14 protein-coding genes are annotated in these 14,674 nt (G+C 41.0%); 7 read left to right on the top strand and 7 right to left on the bottom strand.

Annotation, left to right across the window (positions count from 1 at the left end):
* Positions 1 to 106 precede the first annotated feature (106 nt).
* Both ACRWQM_RS10070 and ACRWQM_RS10065 read left to right on the top strand, forming a co-directional pair.
* Positions 107 to 457: a DUF3802 family protein gene (locus ACRWQM_RS10070; protein WP_434925939.1), complete on the top strand. Its 351-nt coding sequence runs from the start codon at positions 107 to 109 to the stop codon at positions 455 to 457.
* 35 nt (positions 458 to 492) lie between these two features.
* A complete protein-coding gene (locus tag ACRWQM_RS10065) occupies positions 493 to 1,398 on the top strand; it encodes a RimK/LysX family protein (RefSeq protein WP_434925940.1) in 906 nt (301 codons plus the stop codon).
* A 448-nt stretch (positions 1,399 to 1,846) separates the two neighbouring features.
* On the opposite strand, the gene ACRWQM_RS10060 is transcribed toward ACRWQM_RS10065, so the two are convergent.
* Positions 1,847 to 3,352, bottom strand: coding sequence for a methyl-accepting chemotaxis protein (locus ACRWQM_RS10060; protein ID WP_434929879.1), 1,506 nt, complete (start codon positions 3,350 to 3,352; stop codon positions 1,847 to 1,849).
* Between the two features lie 500 nt (positions 3,353 to 3,852).
* On the opposite strand from ACRWQM_RS10060, the gene pheS reads away from it, so the two are divergent.
* From pheS to ACRWQM_RS10035, 5 genes are all read left to right on the top strand, one after another.
* Positions 3,853 to 4,836, top strand: coding sequence for a phenylalanine--tRNA ligase subunit alpha (gene pheS, locus ACRWQM_RS10055; protein ID WP_226410107.1), 984 nt, complete (start codon positions 3,853 to 3,855; stop codon positions 4,834 to 4,836).
* Between the two features lie 15 nt (positions 4,837 to 4,851).
* Complete coding sequence (gene pheT, locus ACRWQM_RS10050) at positions 4,852 to 7,239, top strand: phenylalanine--tRNA ligase subunit beta (RefSeq protein ID WP_434929878.1); 2,388 nt, start codon at positions 4,852 to 4,854, stop codon at positions 7,237 to 7,239.
* A 3-nt stretch (positions 7,240 to 7,242) separates the two neighbouring features.
* A complete protein-coding gene (gene ihfA, locus ACRWQM_RS10045; RefSeq protein WP_226410105.1) occupies positions 7,243 to 7,542 on the top strand; it encodes an integration host factor subunit alpha in 300 nt (99 codons plus the stop codon).
* A gap of 143 nt (positions 7,543 to 7,685) precedes the next feature.
* Complete coding sequence (gene lpxM, locus ACRWQM_RS10040) at positions 7,686 to 8,621, top strand: lauroyl-Kdo(2)-lipid IV(A) myristoyltransferase (protein ID WP_434925943.1); 936 nt, start codon at positions 7,686 to 7,688, stop codon at positions 8,619 to 8,621.
* A gap of 35 nt (positions 8,622 to 8,656) precedes the next feature.
* Positions 8,657 to 9,529: a mechanosensitive ion channel family protein gene (locus tag ACRWQM_RS10035; RefSeq protein ID WP_434929877.1), complete on the top strand. Its 873-nt coding sequence runs from the start codon at positions 8,657 to 8,659 to the stop codon at positions 9,527 to 9,529.
* A gap of 97 nt (positions 9,530 to 9,626) precedes the next feature.
* On the opposite strand, the gene hisIE is transcribed toward ACRWQM_RS10035, so the two are convergent.
* The 6 genes from hisIE to hisC are packed head-to-tail and all read right to left on the bottom strand — an operon-like array spanning position 9,627 to position 14,609.
* Positions 9,627 to 10,250 (bottom strand): bifunctional phosphoribosyl-AMP cyclohydrolase/phosphoribosyl-ATP diphosphatase HisIE, encoded by a 624-nt coding sequence (gene hisIE, locus ACRWQM_RS10030; protein ID WP_434929876.1) that lies wholly within the window; start codon positions 10,248 to 10,250, stop codon positions 9,627 to 9,629.
* 25 nt (positions 10,251 to 10,275) lie between these two features.
* Complete coding sequence (hisF, locus tag ACRWQM_RS10025) at positions 10,276 to 11,049, bottom strand: imidazole glycerol phosphate synthase subunit HisF (protein WP_434929875.1); 774 nt, start codon at positions 11,047 to 11,049, stop codon at positions 10,276 to 10,278.
* The gene (gene hisA, locus ACRWQM_RS10020) at positions 11,031 to 11,768 is read right to left on the bottom strand and encodes a 1-(5-phosphoribosyl)-5-[(5-phosphoribosylamino)methylideneamino]imidazole-4-carboxamide isomerase (protein ID WP_434929874.1); all 738 of its coding nucleotides are present in this window, start codon (positions 11,766 to 11,768) and stop codon (positions 11,031 to 11,033) included. The genes hisF and hisA overlap by 19 nt, the downstream gene beginning before the upstream one ends.
* On the bottom strand, positions 11,765 to 12,430 hold the full coding sequence (gene hisH / locus ACRWQM_RS10015) for an imidazole glycerol phosphate synthase subunit HisH (RefSeq protein ID WP_434929019.1): 666 nt from the start codon (positions 12,428 to 12,430) through the stop codon (positions 11,765 to 11,767). The genes hisA and hisH overlap by 4 nt, the downstream gene beginning before the upstream one ends.
* A gap of 24 nt (positions 12,431 to 12,454) precedes the next feature.
* Positions 12,455 to 13,522, bottom strand: coding sequence for a bifunctional histidinol-phosphatase/imidazoleglycerol-phosphate dehydratase HisB (gene hisB / locus ACRWQM_RS10010; protein WP_434925947.1), 1,068 nt, complete (start codon positions 13,520 to 13,522; stop codon positions 12,455 to 12,457).
* Between the two features lie 37 nt (positions 13,523 to 13,559).
* Positions 13,560 to 14,609: a histidinol-phosphate transaminase gene (gene hisC, locus ACRWQM_RS10005; protein WP_434929873.1), complete on the bottom strand. Its 1,050-nt coding sequence runs from the start codon at positions 14,607 to 14,609 to the stop codon at positions 13,560 to 13,562.
* Positions 14,610 to 14,674: the final 65 nt, after the last annotated feature.

Here is a 14,674-nt window from a genome sequence, read left to right as displayed (position 1 = left end):
GCCTAATGATATCGTTAATGCTGAAGTAATATCATTAAATAGGTTATCAATTGTTTGGATAACCTAGCTTTACCAACACATAGTTATCCAGTTTATCGGAGTTCAGATGGTTACAGATAAAGACGGTTATACGCATTTAATTCAGTATTTAACTGAACATTTAGGGTTATTTGAAACCTTTGAAAATAATGTCTTGGCGTCTGAAACCGTTTTAGAGTTATTTGAGGAACAGTTATCAGCTCAAATCATCATGGTTTGTGGTCAAAATCCGCAACTATCATTTGCTCAACGCAATATGGTTATTCGAGAAATTGATGCGATTGTTTATGATTTAGAAGAGATATTAGCTAAAGTTGCTGATCAGAATGCCACTCCTGAACAAAGCATATTTATAACCGAATTTTCCGGTTTAATTAAGAATTTGTTCGACCAAGAAATTGATAAAATACTGCATTAATTTTTATAGTTTAATATTTATTGTTGGGAATAAACATGTTTAAAAGCATAACCTTGCTTGTTGTATTTTGTTTGAGTTTGTCTTTTGCCAATGCGACAGAAAAACAAATTTTAAAACAAAAGGAAGTGATGACTGTTGCGCAGTCGGGTTTAATGTATAAAGCGCGAATGGATACCGGTGCAGTCAATTCTTCTTTGCATGCTGTCGATTTAGAGATTATCGGTGGTGCGGCGAAAAAAATGAAACATAACATTGGTAAAATGATCGAATTTACCACTGAAAATGAACAAGGTGAGCAAAAGCGTTTACAAGCTGAAATTCTTAAAACCTCAACGGTGAGAAACTCTCAAGGTATTGAAACACGTTACATGGTCAAACTTGAAATTGGTTTTCCTGATGCGTTAAAAACGGTCCATGTCAATTTGCGTGACCGTAGCCACATGAATTACAAATTGTTAATAGGACGCAACTTTCTCAAAGATGACTATATAGTCGATATATCAGGAAAGAAGATTGATAATATTATTGGCCCAATTGCCAAGTTAAACATAAAACAAGCTAGTCTAATGTTCAAAACACGTATTGATACTGGAGCAGGTCAAAACTCACTCCACGCAATCAATATTCGTATTGAAGAAGAAGATAAAAGTGATATGAAAAACAACATCGGTAAGATGGTGACATTTACTACCGAGAATGAGAAAGGTAATGCCGTTGATATTCGCACTAAAATTTATGGTAAAACGCTTATCCGTAATGCACAAGGGTCTGAAATTCGTTATAGGGTTCGTTTAAGTGTTGGTGAACTAGGGCAGGAATATTTAGTTGACGTCAACTTAACTGATCGTAGTGAAATGGGTCATAAATTATTAATTGGCCGTAATTGGTTACAGGACACCTATATGGTAGATGTTTCTAAAGAGAGTCTTTCTCAGATTTAATATAAAAGCCTTAGCGTAAGCGCTAAGGCTTTTTTTGTACGGGTAGATAAACCTTGGACCAACTCCTTCAAACAGCTTATCAGATGTTTAATCAGCACTTCACCGTAATAACCTCTGCCGATTAAATACTTATCAAACAGTTCGTTGTCTTGCAAAGCAAACGCTCCGTTTACTAAAAAATAGGTTTAACCTATTGAATCAGCATTATTTGATACAATTTTTAACAGCCCTGTTGAGGTTAAATTGCTAACATAATGTAGTAGGTCTTACTGATTGCACCGCATAACGGTCACAGAGCGTATTTGAATTTAAATAAGTGTTTAACTCGTTTATTTTATTAGTGTTTTATGATCTGACAAATAAAAAAGGCGCTGCAGCGCCTAGATTAAACTTCTACTTTACAATGCTATAGCTGTGTTTTTAGGTTCAGCTAACACAAGCTCAAATACTATAATTTCAAACCTACCAATAATTGATCTAGTTGTTCAGCAGTAGCGTGTAATTCATCACAACCAGATACTGACTGATTAGCTGACTGCTCTACATTATGTGACTGATTACGTATTTCCATTAAATTGGTTGCTATTTCGTTGGCAACAGCAGATTGTTCATCCGCTGAGGTTGCAATTAACACACTCATTTCAAGTACACGATGACTATGGTGAGCAATATTATTCAAATCTTCGCCGGTTTGAAGAACATGCTTCTTACCTTCACTGGCCTGCTCAACGGTACGAGACATTACTTGAGTTAAATTACGAGTACCTGATTGAAGCGCTTCAATCATAGTTTTAATTTCCACTGTGGCAGCTTGTGTTCTACCTGCTAGAGTACGTACTTCATCTGCAACCACAGCAAATCCTCGTCCTTGCTCCCCAGCACGCGCAGCTTCAATGGCGGCGTTAAGTGCGAGTAAGTTAGTTTGTTCGGAAATAGCGTTAATAGTGGTAACCACAGCGTCAATTTTACTGGCATTGTCATTCAATATTCCGACAGCATTGGACGCTTGACCAATTTCTTCCGATAAAATATCAATTGCATGCACTGTGGTTGCAATATCTTTTGAGCCTGCGGCCACTTGATTATTGGTCTCTTCAGTTTCACTTGAAGATTGCTCTGCATTGCGGGCAACTTCTTTTACTGCAGCCGTCATTTGTTCCATGGCTGTTGCCAATGAGTCTAAATGTTCTCGCTGATCCACAGCCATCGCTTGGCCATCTTGGGCTGTGGTTCTAAAACCTGACACAACGGTGCGAATTTGTTCAGTGGCTTGGGTTATTTGCTTAACCAAAGTGTGCTGACGATCGACTAAGGCATCAATACTGATAGCAAGTAGACTGAATTCATCTTTTACTTCAAAGAAATTAAGTCTGCCGGTTAAATCACCGCTAGCTGCACGTCTTAAAGCCATTACCGTGGTATATAATGCGCCACCAACAAAGGTTGAAATGTAGTAAGCAAAGGCAGCAAGAACAGCCAATAATACCACCATCATTATATAAGCTAAGTTAGCATTGGTATTGTTATGAGCCAGCTGCTGTGATGATATCTCACTCACTATAACCATGTTATGGTTATTAATACCACTCACGATGCGGGTGATAGTATCTTGTTCACTAATTCCACCACCTTGCTGTGCAAGCACCTTCAATCGGTTGTCTAGATCATCAATACTGACTATTTGACTAGTATTCGATAACTGAGTGTTTAACTCATTACGCTTGCTTTCGTCAATTAAGTCATAGGCGCTTTCCATGTAATCATTGGCTTGCTTAATGAACTGCAATTGATTGTTATTATTTGTTTTTTGTAAGTTATCGGCATGAAGGTTATTTAAGAAAAGCGTTAAACCAATAATCATCAACATGGGTACAACCGCTAAAATAGTAAACTTTGTTTTTAAGGTCATATGGATAAGATATTGATCTATCCATCTAAATTTAACTTCTTTCATCAGTGCCTCTTTTTATTTTTTGGCTATGAACTCAGGTAAAAACCATCTCAGGTAAATAAGTACCTAAATTAAATAAGTACTTAGGTAAGTACATAGTTTATCGGGGGGAAAAAGGTAAACTTTAATACATAAAGCTTTTTTCAGTGTTACCTGATTAATTTATCTACTTTTCAATCAGACTGGTTGAGTTGCATCAATGATATAATGCTAATTGCACCTTTTATTATAGTAAAGCTCTACTGATAATATTAACGATAAATTGACGATTAATCCTTAACGTCGTCAGGCTGAGTTGCTTTAAGCTAATAAACCTGAGTAAAAGCTTATAATTACCCTTAAAAAGCCTAGTAATATGCTGGCTGCTAACGTAAAATTTATCTCTTTTATTTTAATTGATGGGTAGTGCCTTTAGAATAATCTAAAAGGTGTTATCAACATCTTGCCGTTATGTTTAATGGTAAAAATCGCATTAGTAATGCCCAGATGCAGTGGATGAATAAATGCAGCAGTTAACAGAGATCGTAGAACAAGCCTTGGCGGTGATAGAGCAGGCCAGTGATCTAAAGGCATTGGATGATATCCGTGTCGACTACCTTGGTAAAAAAGGTCAAATCACTGACATGATGAAAATGATGGGGAAATTAAGTGCAGAAGAGAAACCTGCATTTGGTCAAGCCGTCAATCTAGCAAAACAAGCAGTCCAGCAGAAATTATCTGAACGTATTGATGGCTTAAAAGCATCAGAGTTAGCCACTAAATTGGCCGCTGAACAAATTGATGTCACTTTACCAGGTCGTACCATTGATAACGGCGGATTACATCCCGTGACCCGCACTATTGATCGTATCGAAACCTTTTTTGGTGAGCTTGGGTTTACGGTTAAAGATGGCCCTGAAATCGAAGATGATTTTCATAACTTCGATGCATTAAATATCTCAGAACATCATCCAGCTCGTGCGGACCACGATACGTTTTATTTTAACCCTAAAGTGATGTTGCGTACGCAAACATCTGGGGTTCAAATCCGAACTATGGAGCATGAAAAGCCTCCATTACGTATTATTTCACCGGGTCGTGTATACCGTAACGACTATGATCAAACCCACACGCCGATGTTTCATCAGGTCGAAGGGTTGATGGTTGCCGAAAACGTTAACTTTGCCGAATTAAAAGGCATATTGCACGATTTTCTACGCAACTTTTTTGAAGAAGACTTGCAAGTGCGTTTTCGTCCTTCATATTTCCCCTTTACAGAGCCTTCGGCTGAAGTGGATGTAATGGGTAAAAACGGTAAGTGGTTAGAGGTGTTAGGCTGTGGCATGGTGCACCCAAATGTACTTCGCAGTGTCGGCATAGATCCTGAGAAATACTCTGGTTTTGCTTTTGGTATGGGCGTTGAGCGTTTGACTATGTTGCGTTACGGCGTAAACGATTTACGTGCCTTCTTTGAAAACGATTTACGTTTCCTTAAGCAATTCAAATAACGGAGCAACAAAGCGATGAAATTCAGTGAATCTTGGCTTCGTGAGTGGGTTAATCCATCAGTAAGTCGTGACGAATTATCACACCAAATTACCATGGCCGGCCTTGAAGTGGATGGCATAGACCCAGTAGCAGCTGCATTTAGCGGTGTTATTGTGGGTGAAGTTGTTGAGTGTGGCCAGCATCCCGATGCTGATAAATTACGCGTGACCAAAATTAATGTCGGTAGCGATGAGTTAATTGATATTGTTTGTGGCGCACCAAATTGTCGTTTAGGATTAAAAGTTGCTGTTGCCATGGTTGGCGCAGTATTGCCTGGTGATTTTAAAATTAAGAAAGCCAAGCTGCGGGGCCAGCCGTCAATGGGTATGTTGTGCTCTTACAGCGAGTTAGGTATCAATATTGAAAGTGATGGCATTATTGAATTACCGCAAGATGCACCAATTGGTCAAGACGTTCGTCAGTACTTAGATTTAGATGATGCAATTATTGATGTTGACTTAACCGCTAACCGTGCCGATTGTTTAGGCATGGCAGGTCTTGCACGTGAAGTGGGTGTATTAAATCGTCAAGTAGTGACAGAGCCTACCTGGAAAGCGGCTGAAGCAACCATTGACGCGCCGATAGCTATTAACGTGCAGGCAAAAGAAGCCTGTCCACGTTATTTAGGTCGTATAGTAAAAAATATCAACGTAAAAGCGGCAACGCCTCTATGGATGCAAGAAAAGTTACGTCGTAGTGGTATTCGCTCAATTGATCCCATTGTTGATATTACCAACTATGTATTAATTGAGTTTGGTCAGCCAATGCATGCATTTGACTTGAATACCTTAAATGGTGCAATCAACGTGCGTTTAGGCGATGGTGTGGAAAAGCTGACGTTATTAGATGGTAATGAAATTACTGTGCCTAATGACACCTTAGTGATTGCTGATGATAAGCAAGCCGTAGCATTAGCCGGAGTATTTGGTGGTGAAGCAACGGGTGTGACTGATAGTACTCAAGATATCTTATTAGAGTGTGCTTTTTTTGCACCTCTAGCGATTATGGGTAAATCACGTCGTTTAGGCTTACACACAGATGCCTCACATCGTTTTGAGCGTGGTGTTGACCCACAGCTGCAACATAAGGTCATGGATCGTGCTACACGCCTTGTATTGGATATTTGTGGTGGCGAAGCTGGGCAAGTAGTTGAAGCCGTTGCTGTTGAACATATCCCTGCAGCAGTTAAAATTACATTACGTCGCAGTAAATTAGATAAAACCTTAGGCCACCCAATTCCTGATGCTGACGTAGTTGATATTTTACAGCGTTTAGGATTCAGTGTTGAAGCTGTTAATGATACTTGGGTTGTCACTACAGCGACTTACCGTTTTGATATGGCAATTGAAGAAGATTTAATTGAAGAAGTTGCCCGCATTTATGGTTATAACAATATCCCTAATACAGCACCGCAAGCTGCATTAAGTATGTCTGATCATACTGAAGCTAACATTCCACTCAAACGTGTTCGTAACATGCTGGTGGCTCGCGGGTTCCAAGAAGCAATTACTTACAGTTTTGTTGACCCTAAAATGCAAGCCCTTGTTCACCCAGAACAAGACACCATGATTTTGCCAAATCCTATTTCGACAGAAATGTCGTCAATGCGTTTGTCTATGTTTACCGGATTATTGTCAGCGGTGGGCTATAATCAAAATCGCCAGCAAAGCCGTGTACGTTTATTTGAGACCGGTTTACGCTTTGTGCCTGACACAAACTCAGATGCTGGCGTCCGTCAACAAGCTATGATTGGTGCGGTAATTTCCGGTGCTCAAAATGATGAACATTGGTCAATGGAATCTAAGTCTGTAGACTTCTTTGATTTAAAAGGTGATTTAGAAGCAATAATCGGCTTGACAGTTGCCGCTTCTGAATTTAGTTTTAAAGCAGCTACTCATCCTGCGCTGCATCCAGGACAATGTGCTGAAATATTAAGAAATAATCGAGTCATTGGTCATATTGGTGCTATCCATCCTAGCCTGGAAAAGCCTTTTGGACTTAATGGTAAAACAATTGTTTTTGAGTTAGAACTGGACGCATTATTACATGCCAGTTTGCCGCTAGCCCAAGCTGTATCTAAGTTTCCTGCTAATCGACGTGATATCGCAGTAGTCGTAGATGATCATATATCTGCAACCGATGTTATGAATTTGATAAGAAAAGTTGGCGAAAATCAGTTGGTTGGCTTAAACTTGTTCGATGTATACCTAGGTAAAGGTGTTGAACCTGGCAAAAAGAGCCTGGCAATCGCACTTACGTTACAAGACATTACTCGTACGCTTGAAGATAAAGATATCACTGAGACTATGGAATTAGTGGTATCGGCGCTAAAGACCGAGTTCAACGCATCGTTGAGGGATTAAAGTATGGCACTTACCAAAGCCGAAATGGCAGAACATCTATTTGAAACACTTGGCATCAATAAGCGTGTGGCTAAAGAGATGGTGGAGTCTTTCTTTGAAGAAATTCGTGAAGCACTCGAACATGGTGAGCAGGTCAAGTTATCTGGCTTCGGCAACTTTGACCTTAGGGACAAGAATCAAAGACCGGGACGGAACCCGAAAACTGGTGAAGACATTCCAATTTCTGCACGCCGTGTGGTGACTTTCCGTCCTGGACAAAAGTTAAAAGCACGTGTGGAAGCGGCTAACGCCGGTAAGAAATAAGTTCACTAGTTAAATTAGCTTATCTGCTTTACACAGTAAAAATTAAAAGAGCCACTCTGGTAGAGTGGCTTTTTTTTTGAATTTGCCGAATAAAATAGTCATGTTATTATTCTGCCGCAGATTTTTTCGATGAGGTTAATCTATTGGCTCGACAACAAAAGCATTTTGATACTCGCTTTAATGCAGGGTTATTACATCCACGATACTGGGTTACCTGGCTGGCTATCCTAATATTATCTTTATTTGGTATTTTACCGGCCTTTATTCGCGATCCCATTAGCCGTGTTTTAGCTAAATTAGTGATGCGTATTGCCACTAAGCCAATTGGCATAGCCCGGATCAATATTAGTCAATGTTTACCTGAATTGACCCCTGATGAAGTCGATAGCCTGATCCGTGACAATGTCGAAGCCTTTATCCTTATTTTATTATCGCAAGCAGAAATGCTGTTTCGTTCCAACGAACACATTAAACGTCGCGTTCAATTACAGGGTTTTGAAAATGTGACTCAAGCAAGAGCTGCAGGGCACCCGATTATTTTTATTATGCCGCATGTTTGGCCTATGGAATATGCAGGGCTACGAGTTAATATCGAAATACCTATGGTGACAATGGCAAAAGCCCACCGTAATGGGTTATTTAACTGGTTTAGTAACCGTTTACGCAGTAGCCAGGGTGGCCGAGTGTATATGCGTGAAGCAGGTATTCGAGCACTATTGTCAGAACTGAAAAAAGATAATAGCTTCTTTTATTTGCCCGATGAAGACTTGGGACCAGAACAAAGCGTGTTTGCGCCATTTTTTGGTACCACTAAAGCCACATTGCCCGTAGTAGGACGTTTAGCCAAAGCGGGTAATGCAAAAGTGTTTCCCGTTAAAATCGGCTATGATAAAAAAGCCATGGTATTTCATACCACGATATTGCCGGCATTAGATCCCGATAGTATGGTCACTAAAGAAGATGAATCTTTAGTGCTTAATCAAATTGTTGAGCAAGTGATAAAAGCTTACCCTGAGCAATACATGTGGTTTTTAAAAATATTGAAAACTCGTCCGCCGGGTGAAGCAGAGCTTTACTAAACTTAAACAATAAATATAACCAAGAGAGCAATCTAATGGACTTTAATGAGTTACTTTCGGTGCTATCGTTTGTGGTCTACACCTACGATAACCGCCCGATCACTCTACTGCAAATTATCCAGGTACCCCTGTATATCTTTTTAGCTTGGTTTATTGTGAGCAGAGTGGGTAAGTTAATTACTAGCGGCTTAAGAAAACGTAACGTGAGTGCTGATGCTGTACATTTGTTTTCTCGTATGTATTTAGTATTGTCTATCGCTATTTTAGCTATTACCAGTATGGATATTCTCAATATCCCCCTAACTGCATTTGCGTTTGTTTCAGGCGCAATTGCGATTGGTGTGGGTTTTGGTGCGCAAAACATTATTAACAACTTTATTTCAGGTTGGATTTTAATGTGGGAACGTCCCATTCGTATTGGTGACTTTTTAGAAGTGGGTGACGCTAGAGGTGTGGTTGAGTCGATAAACACCCGCTCGACGTTAATTCGCCGAAATGATGGTGTTCATATGTTAGTTCCGAACAGCCAACTGCTTGAAAATACGGTAACCAATTGGACATTGATTGATAAAAATGCCCGCACTTTTGTGCGAGTAGGCGTCGCTTATGGTTCAGATGTGATGTTAGTGCAAAAGTTATTGTTTGATGTTATCGAAGAGCGTGATGATATCTTACCGCACCCTAAACCTACGGTACTATTTGAAGATTTTGGTGATAGTGCATTAATATTTGATATGGTTTTTTGGGTTAACGCAGTGTCTGAAACCGACATTCGCCGCCGTCGCAGTGAAATTCGTTTTAGAATTTATGACTTATTTGGTAAAAACGATATTGCTATCGCCTTTCCGCAACGTGACATTCATGTCGATGGCAATCTAACGATTACTAATAGTGACAGATCCCAATAAACATAAATTATTTTGCGGTTGTGCGTATAACATAATGATTACTAAAATAAAAAAGACGCTTAGGCGTCTTTTTTATTTTAGCGTAAATCACTTGGCGTTACTTTGTCGCTTTAGTATGACGAGCAAGCAAGTTTTGATTAATATCTGCCATCGACAAGCCTTGATCTTCGAGTAACACAATTAAGTGATACATCAAGTCAGACGCTTCATTGATTAGCTCTTCTTTATCATTGGTGACCGCAGCTAGCGCCGTTTCTAATCCTTCTTCACCAACCTTTTGTGCAATTCGTTTAGTGCCCCGTTCAAATAACGAGGCGGTATAGCTTGAGTCTGCACTTTGACCCTTACGTGAAATAATGACGTTTGTTAGATTATCAATAAAAGGATGGGCATTGCCATCTGGCCAGCAGCTTTCCGCCCCAGTATGGCAGGTTGGTCCATTAGGAATAACTTGCACTAACAGGCTGTCGTTATCGCAATCTTTATCAATGGCGATAAGTTGTAGGGTATTGCCTGAGCTTTCGCCCTTGGTCCATAAGCGCTGTTTTGAACGACTAAAAAAAGTAACTTGATTGGTCGATAGGGTTTTCTCAAGGGCAGCTTCATTCATGTAGCCTAGCATTAAGACTTTACCCGTTAAGTGGTTTTGAACCACGGCAGGAATTAATCCATCCTGTTTATCCCAAGCTAGGCTTGCACTATCCAATGTTACTTGTGTCATAATTTATCTCTTTATTTGATGCGTTTTATAGTCGAATCGCGATTTTTTGGCCGTGTAGGTATTGTTTTAAATCACCAATATCGATTATGCCTTTATGGAATACACTGGCAGCTAATGCTGCATCAACTTTGGCCAGCTCAAACACTTCTTTAAAATGTTCCATGGTGCCGGCGCCGCCTGATGCGATTAACGGCACATCACAAATAGCGCGAACCATACTGAGCTGCTTAATATCATAGCCGCCACGTACACCATCTTGGTTCATCACATTGAGGACAATTTCACCACAGCCACGCTTTTGAACTTCTTCAACCCAGTCCTGGGTGTACCACTGAGTGTCTTTAGTCGAAGCTTCATCACCGGTAAATTGCTTTACTTTATAGCTGTCTGATGCTGCGTCATAGAACGAATCGATACCAATCACAATACACTGGCGGCCAAATTCATCCTGTAGACGAGAAATTAAACTTGGATCGGTTAATGCAGGAGAGTTAATTGATATTTTATCAGCTCCAAAGGCTAACTTCTCACGGGCTTGTTCAATGGTTTTAATTCCACCGGCCACGCAGAAGGGGATATCAATTTGTTCAGCCACGCGACTGACCCATGACTTATCAATCACTCTATCGTGGGCGCTAGCGGTAATATCATAAAACACCAGCTCATCAGCTCCTTCAAGAGCATATCGAGCTGCGAGCGGTACTATGTCGCCAACAATTTCATGGTCACGAAATTGTACCCCTTTAACGACTTTACCTTCACGAACATCAAGGCAAGGAACTATGCGTTTGGCCAGCATGTGATTGCCTCCTCAACGGTGAAGTTTTTAATCAGTAGTGCTTTGCCGATGATAATGCCATTGGCTTTGCTATCACGCACTGCAGCAACATCATCTAATGTGGCGATACCGCCAGAAGCTTGCCAATTAATGTCAGGATACTTTGCTGCCAGTTCGCGGTATAAATCAGTATTAGCCCCTTGTAGGGTGCCATCACGGCTGATATCAGTTACTAAGGCATGTTGTAAGCCAACGCTTTGATATTCGGCTACCAGTGACTCTAAAGACTTGCCACCACCCGTTTGCCAGCCAGATACGGCAACTATTTTTTCACCAGCATCATTAATGTTAACATCAAGCGCTAAACAAATAGCTTGGCTGCCATATTTAACAAACCAGCTTTTAACTAATTCTGGCTCTTTCACCGCCAGTGAGCCTATTACCACACGCTTAACACCTAGTGCTAATAACTCTTCAACTTGCTGCTCGCTGCGAATACCGCCACCAACTTGAATATCGGTTGTTAACCCAGCCACTAATTCGCCAATTAAGGCTATTTGGCGTTTTGACGGGTCTTTAGCGCCAGTCAAATCGACAATATGGAGTAATTTCGCACCCTGTGCTTCATAGGATTGCAGCTGGGCGAGGGGGCTTAGGTCAAAAGTGGTTTTTTGCTGGTAATCGCCTTGATATAAACGCACCACTTGACCATCAATTAAATCAATTGCTGGAATGATCATTGTGCTTTCCCCATGTTTAAAAAGTTTTGTAAAATCTTAGCGCCAACGGTAGCACTTTTTTCTGGGTGAAATTGCACTCCAAAAAAGTTATCTTTGCCAATAGCGGCGCTGAAATCTTCACCGTAATTACTGCTTGCTAAGGTATATTCACTGATTGGCGCACGATAGCCATGCACAAAGTACACATAACTGCCGTTTTCTATGCCGGCAAAAAGTGGATGATCAGATACTGTGATTTGATTCCAGCCCATGTGTGGCAAAGGTAAGCCTTTGCTGTCTAAATCACCTATCTCTGTTGGGATAAGGCCTAAACATTCAATGGCCTGTGTGCTGCGTCCGCCATACTCATTTGACAGGGAAGCAAGCATTTGCATCCCTAAGCAAACGCCCATAACCGGTTGCGTCAGGCTTTTAATTAACTCGATTAAGTCTTTTGATTTTAATGCAGCCATAGCCGCACCAGCGGTACCCACGCCCGGTAAAACGACTCTAGAAGCACTGCGAATAACATCAAAGTCAGCACTGACGACGATATTGGCATTAAGGCGTTCAAACGCAAAGCGTACCGAGCTTAAATTGGCACAACCAGTATCGATAATCACAGTAAGATCATCTAAGTCATTGCCTTTACCGCGATTAGGAACAGCTGACTGCTCTTTTATGGATAAGTCTGTCACGTTAACTCCTTACAGCACACCTTTGCTTGATGGCAGTATGTCACCTTCCACTTTCACCGCTTGGCGAAGCGTACGGCCTAACACTTTAAACAGCGCTTCTACTTTGTGATGATCGTTATCGCCTTTCGAGCCAATGTGCAAGGTACAACGTAGGCCATCAGCGAATGAACGGAAGAAGTGTGGCACCATTTCGATGGCCATTTCACCTACCATTTCACGGTCAAAGTCAGCATTGAACTTGATGAACGGACGACCAGATATGTCCATTAAGCATTCGCCACTGGCTTCATCCATCGGTAAGCTGAAACCAAAACGAGCAATACCACGCTTGTCGCCTAAGGCCTGGCGAATCGCATCACCAATCGCCAGTGCAGTGTCTTCAACGCTGTGATGATCATCAATTTCTAAATCGCCATCGACGTGAACATCCATTTTGAAATTGCCGTGGGTTTGAATTTGGTCAAGCATGTGGTCAAAAAAGCCAATGCCGGTTTCAATTTTACCTTTTGATTGATTATCTAAATCAATGGTCACTTTAATGTCAGTTTCTTTGGTGGTGCGCACAACCGTGGCTTGACGGCCTTTACTTAATAGCGCTTGGCAAATAGCGTCCCAATCTAAGGTTTGACGATTGTATAGGAAGCTTTTAATCCCCATAGCATTGGCGAGTTCCACGTCTGTAGTGCGATCACCAATAACAGCTGATTCAGTAAAGTCGACTCTGCCTTCAGTTAAGTAGCTTTTTACAAGCCCAAGTTTTGGTTTGCGACAACTGCAGTTTTCATCATTAAAGTGCGGGCAAATAACCACATCGTCAAACATCACCCCTTGGCTTTGAAAGATTTGCATCATCATGTTGTGCGGCGCATCAAAATCTTCTTTAGGGAAAGAAGGTGTCCCTAAACCGTCCTGATTACTGACCATCACTAATCTAAAACCGGCTTTTTGTAATTTTAGTAGCGCAGGGATCACCTGTGGCTCGAACACTAATTTAGCTAGGCTGTCTAATTGCTTATCAATTGCAGGCTCTTCAACTAATGTGCCGTCACGATCAATAAAAAGTATTTTCTGTTTCATGTTGCCGACCTTAACTTTGTAGGAATATTGTTATAATTTATGTATTTTTGCTGCTTAATAGCACGTCAATTAATTTGTTTGTTTGCGCGCTAGAGGCAAAACTGAAGCGAATAGCGTCGGCTAAACGAGGATCTTTATAGGCCCTAGCGACAATGCCATTGTCTGTCAGTAATTGTGCTATTTCGGTCACATTTTTAAAGCGAGCTAGGGCAAAGTTACCTTTTGCTGTCAGCACCTGGGCACCAATTTGTTGTAGTACCTGAGTAAGTCGCTCACCTTGTTGGTTTAAGCTAGCCACTTGCTCACGCATCAGCTTAATACCATCAGAACTTAACGCCTTGGTGGCTAATTCAGACACTGGCAGTGGTACAGGGTAAGGCGCAATCACTAACATGACTAAATCAATAATGGCTTCATTTGCTAGCATAAATCCGCAACGGGCACCGGCTAAAGCAAACGCTTTAGATAAAGTCCGTAACACCACAAGATTTGGGTATGTCGACAGTAAATCTGCAACCGAATACTCAGGGCTAAATTCAATATAAGCTTCATCAACCACTACTATCGCTTGAGGCGCACTTGCAATCGCCTTTTCAATATCTTGTTTGCTGATGATAGTGCCAGTCGGGTTGTTGGGATTACAAATAAATACCAGTTTGGCATCGCCAATTTCAGCTGGCCAGTTTTCGGGTAACTGATAATCACTGGTTAAACTCAGTGCTGTTACACCGACATTAAAGGTAGCTGCACTGATGGCATACATACCATAAGTAGGACCAAATGAGGCAATAGTGTCTTTACCCGGCGTACAAAAAGTGCGGATAAGTAATTCAATCGCTTCATCTGCGCCGCGACTTGCAATAATCTGACTTGGCTTAACCCCTGAATAATCAGCATACGCATTGATTAGTGCAGGTGGTTGACATTCTGGGTAGCGATTTAATTTATCTAAATCACTATTGTTAAAAGGTGATTCATTAGCATTAATCCAAATGTCGCCTCGGCCACCAATGCGTCTAGCACTTTGATAAGGGGTCAGTTCAAGTAACTCGGGTCGTGCTAATTTTTTTGCATCAAATGTGTTCATCAACGTGTGCTCATAAATCAATTCTATTATTGCTGTCAACGATGGGTTTATCATCACAGCGCCAA

It is taken from the genome of Shewanella sp. HL-SH5, assembly GCF_051163755.1.
Lineage (GTDB): Bacteria > Pseudomonadota > Gammaproteobacteria > Enterobacterales > Shewanellaceae > Shewanella > Shewanella glacialimarina.
Note: the sequence above shows the minus strand (reverse complement) of the source record. Positions and strands in the feature narration are given on the sequence as shown.

Bases quoted from the DNA above. Each gene is read 5' to 3' on its own strand.
- ACRWQM_RS10070 (WP_434925939.1), top strand. From the start codon at position 107: ATGGTTACAGATAAAGACGGTTATACGCATTTAATTCAGTATTTAACT.
- ACRWQM_RS10065 (WP_434925940.1), top strand. From the start codon at position 493: ATGTTTAAAAGCATAACCTTGCTTGTTGTATTTTGTTTGAGTTTGTCT.
- ACRWQM_RS10060 (WP_434929879.1), bottom strand. From the start codon at position 3,352: ATGAAAGAAGTTAAATTTAGATGGATAGATCAATATCTTATCCATATG.
- pheS (WP_226410107.1), top strand. From the start codon at position 3,853: ATGCAGCAGTTAACAGAGATCGTAGAACAAGCCTTGGCGGTGATAGAG.
- pheT (WP_434929878.1), top strand. From the start codon at position 4,852: ATGAAATTCAGTGAATCTTGGCTTCGTGAGTGGGTTAATCCATCAGTA.
- ihfA (WP_226410105.1), top strand. From the start codon at position 7,243: ATGGCACTTACCAAAGCCGAAATGGCAGAACATCTATTTGAAACACTT.
- ACRWQM_RS10035 (WP_434929877.1), top strand. From the start codon at position 8,657: ATGGACTTTAATGAGTTACTTTCGGTGCTATCGTTTGTGGTCTACACC.
- hisIE (WP_434929876.1), bottom strand. From the start codon at position 10,250: ATGACACAAGTAACATTGGATAGTGCAAGCCTAGCTTGGGATAAACAG.
- hisF (WP_434929875.1), bottom strand. From the start codon at position 11,049: ATGCTGGCCAAACGCATAGTTCCTTGCCTTGATGTTCGTGAAGGTAAA.
- hisA (WP_434929874.1), bottom strand. From the start codon at position 11,768: ATGATCATTCCAGCAATTGATTTAATTGATGGTCAAGTGGTGCGTTTA.
- hisB (WP_434925947.1), bottom strand. From the start codon at position 13,522: ATGAAACAGAAAATACTTTTTATTGATCGTGACGGCACATTAGTTGAA.
- hisC (WP_434929873.1), bottom strand. From the start codon at position 14,609: ATGAACACATTTGATGCAAAAAAATTAGCACGACCCGAGTTACTTGAA.